Source organism: Streptomyces sp. NRRL WC-3605, assembly GCF_001509795.1.
Classification (GTDB): domain Bacteria; phylum Actinomycetota; class Actinomycetes; order Streptomycetales; family Streptomycetaceae; genus Streptomyces; species Streptomyces viridochromogenes.
Genome location: NZ_LLZN01000061.1, coordinates 70766 through 77530, shown reverse-complemented (window position 1 = coordinate 77530; position 6765 = coordinate 70766). Strand labels below are relative to the sequence as shown.

The window sequence follows — 6765 nt, the reverse complement described above, 5'->3', positions numbered from 1 at the left end:
GTCGGGCTGCCAGTGGGGCATCTTCCTGCGCAACCACGACGAGCTGACCCTGGAGATGGTCACCGACGAGGAACGCGACTACATGTGGGCCGAGTACGCCAAGGACCCCCGCATGCGCGCCAACATCGGCATCCGCCGGCGCCTCGCCCCGCTCCTCGACAACGACCGTCACTCCATCGAGCTGTTCACCGCGCTGCTGCTCTCCCTTCCGGGCTCGCCGATCCTCTACTACGGCGACGAGATCGGCATGGGCGACAACATCTGGCTCGGCGACCGCGACGCCGTACGCACCCCGATGCAGTGGACGCCCGACCGCAACGCCGGCTTCTCCACCTGCGACCCCGGACGGCTCTGCCTGCCGACGATCATGGACCCGGTCTACGGCTACCAGGTCACCAACGTCGAGGCGTCGATGTCCTCGCCGTCCTCGCTGCTGCACTGGACCCGGCGCATGATCGAGATCCGCAAGCAGAACCCCGCCTTCGGACTCGGCTCCTACACCGAGCTGCACTCCTCCAATCCGGCCGTCCTCGCCTTCCTGCGCGAGTACGAGGACGACCTCGTGCTCTGCGTGCACAACTTCGCCCGCTTCTCGCAGCCCACCGAACTCGACCTGCGCGAGTTCAGCGGACGCATCCCCGTCGAGCTGTTCGGCGGCGTGCGCTTCCCCGCCATCGGCGAGCTGCCGTATCTGCTGACCCTCGGGGGCCACGGCTTCTACTGGTTCCGGCTCACCCGAGTCGCATCCCGCATCGGCAGACGATCTTGAGCCTGAGCTTCGAGCGACTGCCGAGGAAAGGACGCGTCACCATGCAGAAGACCGCAACTGCCCGACCGGGCCGTACGGCCGACGCCGGCCCCATGGCGTCGCTCTCCGGCCTGCTGCGCGAATGGCTGCCGCGGCAGCGCTGGTTCGCCGGCAAGGACCGGCCCGTCACGGACCTCGTCCTGCTGTCCATGACCGAGCTCTTCCCGGGCTGTCTGCACCTGCTGGTGCACGCCGGCCACTCGGCCGTGCCGTCACCCGGCGGCGCCCCGCCGGCCGGTGACTGCTACCAGCTGCTGCTCGGCGTGCGGCAGAACCCCTCGCCTCGGCTCGGCCGGGCGCTGATCGGCCGGGCTCAGGAAGGGCCGCTGGCCGGGATGACGGTCTTCGACGCGCTCCAGGACCCCCGTTCGGCCCAGTTGCTGCTGGAGCGGCTGCGGCACCCCGGGGAGGCGGGGCCGCTGCGCTTCGAGGGCGACCCGTCCGTGCCGGTGCCGGCCGGACTCGTGCCCCGGCTGCTGGACGCTGAGCAGTCCAACTCCTCGCTGGTGTACGGCGACGCGTTCATCCTGAAGCTGTTCCGGCGCATCCAGCCCGGGGTCAACCCCGATCTGGAGCTGTCCGGGGCGCTGGCCGGGCAGGGCTGCCGGCGGGTGCCCGCCCCGGTGGCCTGGTTCCGTACGACGAGCCCCTGGGAGGCCACGCTCGGGGTGGTCCAGCCGTTCCTGCGGGACGCCTCCGACGGCTGGACGCTGGCGCTGGCCGCGCTCGCCTCCGGTGACGACTTCACCGCCGAGGCGCGCCAGCTGGGCCGGGCGACGGCCGAGGTGCATCTGGCGCTGGCGTCGGCGTTCCCGTCCCGCGCGCACGGCGAGAACGGCCGGATGGCGGCCGCCATGACCGAACGTCTGGAGCTCGCCGCGCACTTCGTGCCCGCGCTCCAGCCCCATGTCCCCGGGCTGCGCACGGCCTTCGGCGCGCTCGCCGGCTGCGATCCGGGCCCACCGGACCAGCGCATCCACGGCGACCTGCATCTGGGTCAGGTGCTGCGGGCCGGGCGCGAGTGGTTCGTCATCGACTTCGAGGGCGAGCCGTCCCGCCCGCTCGCCGAACGGCGGGGCGTGCACTCCCCGGTGCGCGACATCGCCGGGATGCTGCGCTCCTTCGACTACGCCGCCCGGCAGCGCCGGCCGTGGCGCCCGGAGTGGGCGCGCCGCTGCCGTGAGGCCTACTGCGCGGGCTACGCCTCGCTCGCCGGGTGGGACCCGCGCAAGAAGCACGGACTGCTCCGTGCCTACGAGACCGACCGCGCCGTGTACGAGGTGCTGTACGAGGCCCGGCACCGACCCGACTGGTTGCCCGTACCTATGGCGGCGATCGAACGCCTCGCCGTGAGAGGAGCCTGACCGATGGCCCTGCACGAGACCTCGCGCCCCGAGTCGGCCGGAGCGGGCCGGAGCGCGCCCGCTCCGGCCCTGGACCCCGGCGACCGTGACCGCCTGCTGGCGGGCACCCACCACGATCCGCACGCCCTGCTCGGGGCGCATCCCGTCCCCGGCGGGATCGCGGTACGCGCGCTGCGCCCGTTCGCGCGGGCGGTGAGCGTCCTGGTGGACGGCGAGCGCACCGCGCTGGTCTCGGAGGGCGGCGGCCTGTTCTCCACGCTGCTGCCGCTGCCGCGGATCCCCGCGTACACCCTGCTGGTGTCGTACCAGGAGGACGGCGGCGACGAGCACGAGACGCACGACCCGTACCGCTTCCTGCCGGCCCTGGGCGAGCTCGACCTCCACCTGATCCGGGAGGGCCGGCACGAGGAGCTGTGGAAGGCGCTCGGCGCCGAGCCCATGGAGCACCAGGGCGTGCGCGGCACCCGCTTCACGGTCTGGGCGCCGAACGCGCAGGGCGTGCGGGTCGCCGGGGACTTCTGCCACTGGGACGGGACGGCGTTCCCGATGCGTTCCCTCGGCGCGTCCGGGGTGTGGGAGCTGTTCCTGCCCGGCATCGGCGAGGGCACCCGGTACAAGTTCGAGATCACCTCGCGGTACGGGCAGCGCTTCCTGCGGGCCGACCCGATGGCGCGGTGCGCGGAGGTGCCGCCGGACACGGCGTCCGTGGTGCACGCCTCGCACTACGAGTGGGGCGACGCGCGGTGGATGGCGCACCGCGGTGACGTCCCGGTGCACGAGGCCCCGCTGTCCGTGTACGAGGTGCACCTGCCGTCCTGGCGGCCAGGACTGACGTACCGTCAGCTCGCCGAGGAGCTGCCCGCGTACGTCGCCGACCTCGGGTTCACGCACGTCGAGTTCATGCCGGTGGCGCAGCACCCGTTCGCCGGGTCCTGGGGCTACCAGGTGACCGGCTTCTACGCGCCCATGTCCCGGCTCGGCAGCCCGGACGACTTCAAGTACCTGGTCGACTCGCTGCACCGGGCCGGCATCGGCGTGATCATGGACTGGGTCCCGGCGCACTTCCCGAAGGACGACTGGGCGCTGGCCCGGTTCGACGGGGACCCGCTGTACGAGCCCGGGGACGCCCGGCGGGCCGAGCACCCGGACTGGGGCACCCTGGAGTTCGACTTCGGGCGGACCGAGCGGACCGAGGTGCGCAACTTCCTGGTCGCGAACGCCACGTACTGGTGCGAGGAGTTCCACATCGACGGGCTGCGGGTCGACGCGGTCGCCTCGATGCTCTACCTGGACTATTCGCGCGAGTCCGGGCAGTGGGCGCCGAACGCCTTCGGCGGGCGGGAGGACCTGGCCGCGATGGCGTTCCTCCAGGAGATGAACGCGACGGTCTACCGGCGCAATCCCGGGGTCGTCACGATCGCCGAGGAGTCGACGGCCTGGGAGGGCGTGACCAGGCCGACGGACAGCGGCGGGCTGGGCTTCGGGCTCAAGTGGAACATGGGCTGGATGCACGACTCGCTGGAGTACATCGCCAAGGAGCCCGTGCACCGCAAGTACCACCACAACGAGATGACGTTCTCGATGGTGTACGCCTACAGCGAGAACTACGTCCTGCCGATCTCGCACGACGAGGTCGTCCACGGCAAGCAGGCGCTCGTGTCGAAGATGCCGGGCGACTGGTGGCAGCGCCGGGCGAACCACCGCGCGTATCTGGGCTTCATGTGGGCGCACCCCGGCAAGCAGCTGCTGTTCATGGGGCAGGAGTTCGCGCAGGGCGCGGAGTGGTCGGAGGCCCACGGCCCGGAGTGGTGGCTGCTCGATCCCGGGTACGCCTCGGCCGGTGATCACCGGGGGGTGCGGGATCTGGTCCGTGATCTGAACACCGCGTACCAGGCGACGCCGGCGCTGTGGCAGCGCGACACCGATCCCGGCGGCTTCCAGTGGTCGCTGGGGGACGCCGCCGACGACAACGTCTTCGCGTTCCTGCGCTACGACGCCGAGGGTGTGCCGCTGTTCTGCGTCTCCAACTTCTCTCCGGTGGTCCGGCACGACTACGGTCTGTGGGTCCCGGACCACGTCACGGCGTGGCGCGAGACCCTGAACACCGACGCCGCGCGGTACGGCGGCAGCGACGTCACCAACCCCGGCCCGCTCAAGCCGGAGGACGGGCGGCTGCGCCTGACGCTGCCCCCGCTGGCCACGGTGTGGCTCACACCGGGCCTGTGAGGGGTCGTGGCCCCGTTCAAGGAGGCCCGGGTCAGAAGATCAGGATCAGGGCGTAGACGAGGAAGAACGCGGCGATCAGCGCCGTGACGACGAGGATCAGGGTCAGCGGGGCCTTCGCCCAGCCGGTGGTCGGGTTGTGGGTCTCGCGGGGGCCCGCGCCGGGCATGCTGCTCTCGGCGGGCGGGGTCTCGCCGGGCGGCACGGAACCGCCCGGTTCGAGGCCCGTGGTGCGCTCGGGCTCCGGGTCGGGGTTCGGGCGCCGGCTGGGTTCTGAGTTCGGTTGGGGGGTCGCGTGTGTCATGCGCTCCGGGTTCCCCCTTCCGGCCGAGATCACCGAACGACGTCAATTGTCAGATCAGGGCACCACACGCTCCCGGCTGGGCTAGATTCGGGCGACGCCGATAACAGAACTCATCGGTGATGTCACACCCGGTACATAACAGGAGCAGCGCATGCGCGACCTCGGCCTCGCTCCCCCGCCCGTCCGGCCCCTGACAGGAGGGCTCGCCGACAGCCTCTTCGAGACGGCCGCCGCCGATCCCACGCTCCCGTTGCTCGCGCGCCGCCCGCACCCCTCCGCCACCACCTGGGAGGAGGTCACCGCCGTCGAGGTGCGCGACGAGGTCACCGCCCTCGCCAAGGGCCTGATCGCGTCCGGCATCTCCCCGGGCCACCGCGTCGCCGTGATGGCGCGCACCCGCTACGAGTGGACCGTGTTCGGCTACGCGCTGTGGGCGGTGGGCGCCGAGGTGGTGCCGATCTACCCGACGTCGTCGCGCGACCAGGTCGAGTACATCCTGCGGGACGCCGAGTGCGTGGCCGTCGTCGTCGAGGACGAGCAGGCGATCATGACGGTCGGGTCGGTGTGCGGGACGCTGCCCAGGCTGAAGCATGTGTGGCAGCTGGACGCCGGCGGGCTCCAGCAGCTCGTCGAGGCGGGCGAGTTCGTGCCGTTCGCGACCGTCGAGTCGCTGCGCCGCATCGTGCTGCCCGACTCCACCGCGGCGATCATGTACACCTCGGGGACGACGGGCCGCCCGCTGGGCTGCGCGCTCAGCCACCAGGGGCTGGCGAGCCCCTGCGACACGCTCCTGGCGGGCTGGGGCCACACGGTCGTCCCGCCCGGCGAGCGGCAGGGCTCCGTCCTCGCCTTCCTGCCGTTCTCCCATGTGTACGGGCTGCTCGTGCAGGGCCTGTGCGTCCGCGGCGGGATGCTGATGGGGCACGAGCCGGATCTCAGCGGGGAGGCGCTCGCCTCGGCGCTGCGGACGTTCCGCCCGACATACTTCACGGCCGTCCCGTCGATCTTCGAGAAGATCTACAAGAACTTCCTGCGCGCGGCCCAGCAGTCCGGCCGCGGCGCCCTGTTCGAGCGGGCCGCGGACACCGCGCGGGACTTCGCGGCGGCGCTGGAGCGCCACCGCCTGGGCGGCGGGCCCGGCCCCGGCTTCGACCTGCGGCTGCAGCACGCCCTGTACGAGCGCACGGTGTACCGCAAGCTGCGGGAGGCGCTGGGCGGCCGGGTGTGCCGGGCCACCTCCGGCGGTTCGCCCCTCAACCGCGAACTGTCGCTGTTCTTCGAGGGCATCGGCATCTACGTCAACGACGGCTACGGCCTGACCGAGACCTGCGGCGGGGTGACCGCGCAGCCGCTGGGCCGCGAGATGTCGGGCACGGTGGGCCAGGCGCTGCCGGGCGTGGACATCCGGGTGGCCGACGACGGGGAGATCCTGGTGCGCGGGCCGTCGGTGTTCCAGGGCTACGTCAACAACGAGGACGCGACGCGGACCGCGCTGCGCGGCGGCTGGCTGGCGACCGGGGACCTCGGACGGCTGGACTCCGACGGCTATCTGACGATCACGGGCCGCAAGAAGGACGTCATCATCACGAGCAGCGGCAAGAGCGTCTCACCGGCGCTCCTGGAGCAGCGGCTGCGGCAGCATCCGCTGGTCCACCAGGCCGTGGTGGTGGGCGACAACCGGCCCTGTATCGGGGCGCTGATCACCCTGGACCCGGAGTTCCTGGCGTTCTGGCGGGACTCCCTGGCGGCCCGCAGCGACGCGCGGGCCCGCGAGGCACGGGAGGAGAACGCGCTGCGGGAGGAGATCGGCCGGGCCGTGGCCGCCGCCAACAGCGCGGTGTCGCGTCCGGAGTCGATCCGCGTGTTCCGGGTGCTGCCGGAGGCGTTCGACGTGGCCAGCGGTCTGCTGACGCCGTCGATGAAGCTGCGCCGGGACGCGATCGTGCGGCACTACGAGGCGCAGATCGACGCGATGTACCAGGCACGTTCGCGGGTGCCGCGCGAGCAGTTGTCGGACGAGGTGGCGCACTGGGACGAGGGCGACAGCGTGTTCGGCTGACGGCCGC

The 6765-nt window shown here is 72.0% G+C and carries 5 protein-coding genes; 4 read left to right on the top strand and 1 reads right to left on the bottom strand.

Annotated elements, in window-relative coordinates:
- From ADL34_RS19860 to glgB, 3 genes are all read left to right on the top strand, one after another.
- A partial coding sequence (locus ADL34_RS19860; protein WP_199835599.1) for an alpha-glucosidase C-terminal domain-containing protein occupies positions 1–769 on the top strand: 769 nt, incomplete at its 5' end.
- Between the two features lie 41 nt (positions 770–810).
- On the top strand, positions 811–2172 hold the full coding sequence (locus tag ADL34_RS19855; RefSeq protein ID WP_062670120.1) for a maltokinase N-terminal cap-like domain-containing protein: 1362 nt from the start codon (positions 811–813) through the stop codon (positions 2170–2172).
- Positions 2173–2175: 3 nt separating this feature from the next.
- A complete protein-coding gene (gene glgB / locus ADL34_RS19850; protein WP_062739801.1) occupies positions 2176–4398 on the top strand; it encodes a 1,4-alpha-glucan branching enzyme in 2223 nt (740 codons plus the stop codon).
- 31 nt (positions 4399–4429) lie between these two features.
- Here the strand turns inward: glgB and ADL34_RS19845 are convergent, their stop codons facing one another.
- Positions 4430–4699, bottom strand: a complete 270-nt coding sequence (locus ADL34_RS19845; RefSeq protein WP_062670118.1) for a DUF6480 family protein — start codon at positions 4697–4699, stop codon at positions 4430–4432.
- A gap of 151 nt (positions 4700–4850) precedes the next feature.
- Here ADL34_RS19845 and ADL34_RS19840 point away from each other — a divergent pair, with 151 nt between their 5' ends.
- On the top strand, positions 4851–6758 hold the full coding sequence (locus ADL34_RS19840; protein WP_062670116.1) for an AMP-dependent synthetase/ligase: 1908 nt from the start codon (positions 4851–4853) through the stop codon (positions 6756–6758).
- The last annotated feature ends 7 nt before the right edge of the window (positions 6759–6765 follow it).

Coding starts and splice junctions, on each gene's coding strand:
- ADL34_RS19840 (WP_062670116.1), top strand. CDS start 4,851: ATGCGCGACCTCGGCCTCGCTCCCCCGCCCGTCCGGCCCCTGACAGGA.
- glgB (WP_062739801.1), top strand. CDS start 2,176: ATGGCCCTGCACGAGACCTCGCGCCCCGAGTCGGCCGGAGCGGGCCGG.
- ADL34_RS19845 (WP_062670118.1), bottom strand. CDS start 4,699: ATGACACACGCGACCCCCCAACCGAACTCAGAACCCAGCCGGCGCCCG.
- ADL34_RS19855 (WP_062670120.1), top strand. CDS start 811: ATGCAGAAGACCGCAACTGCCCGACCGGGCCGTACGGCCGACGCCGGC.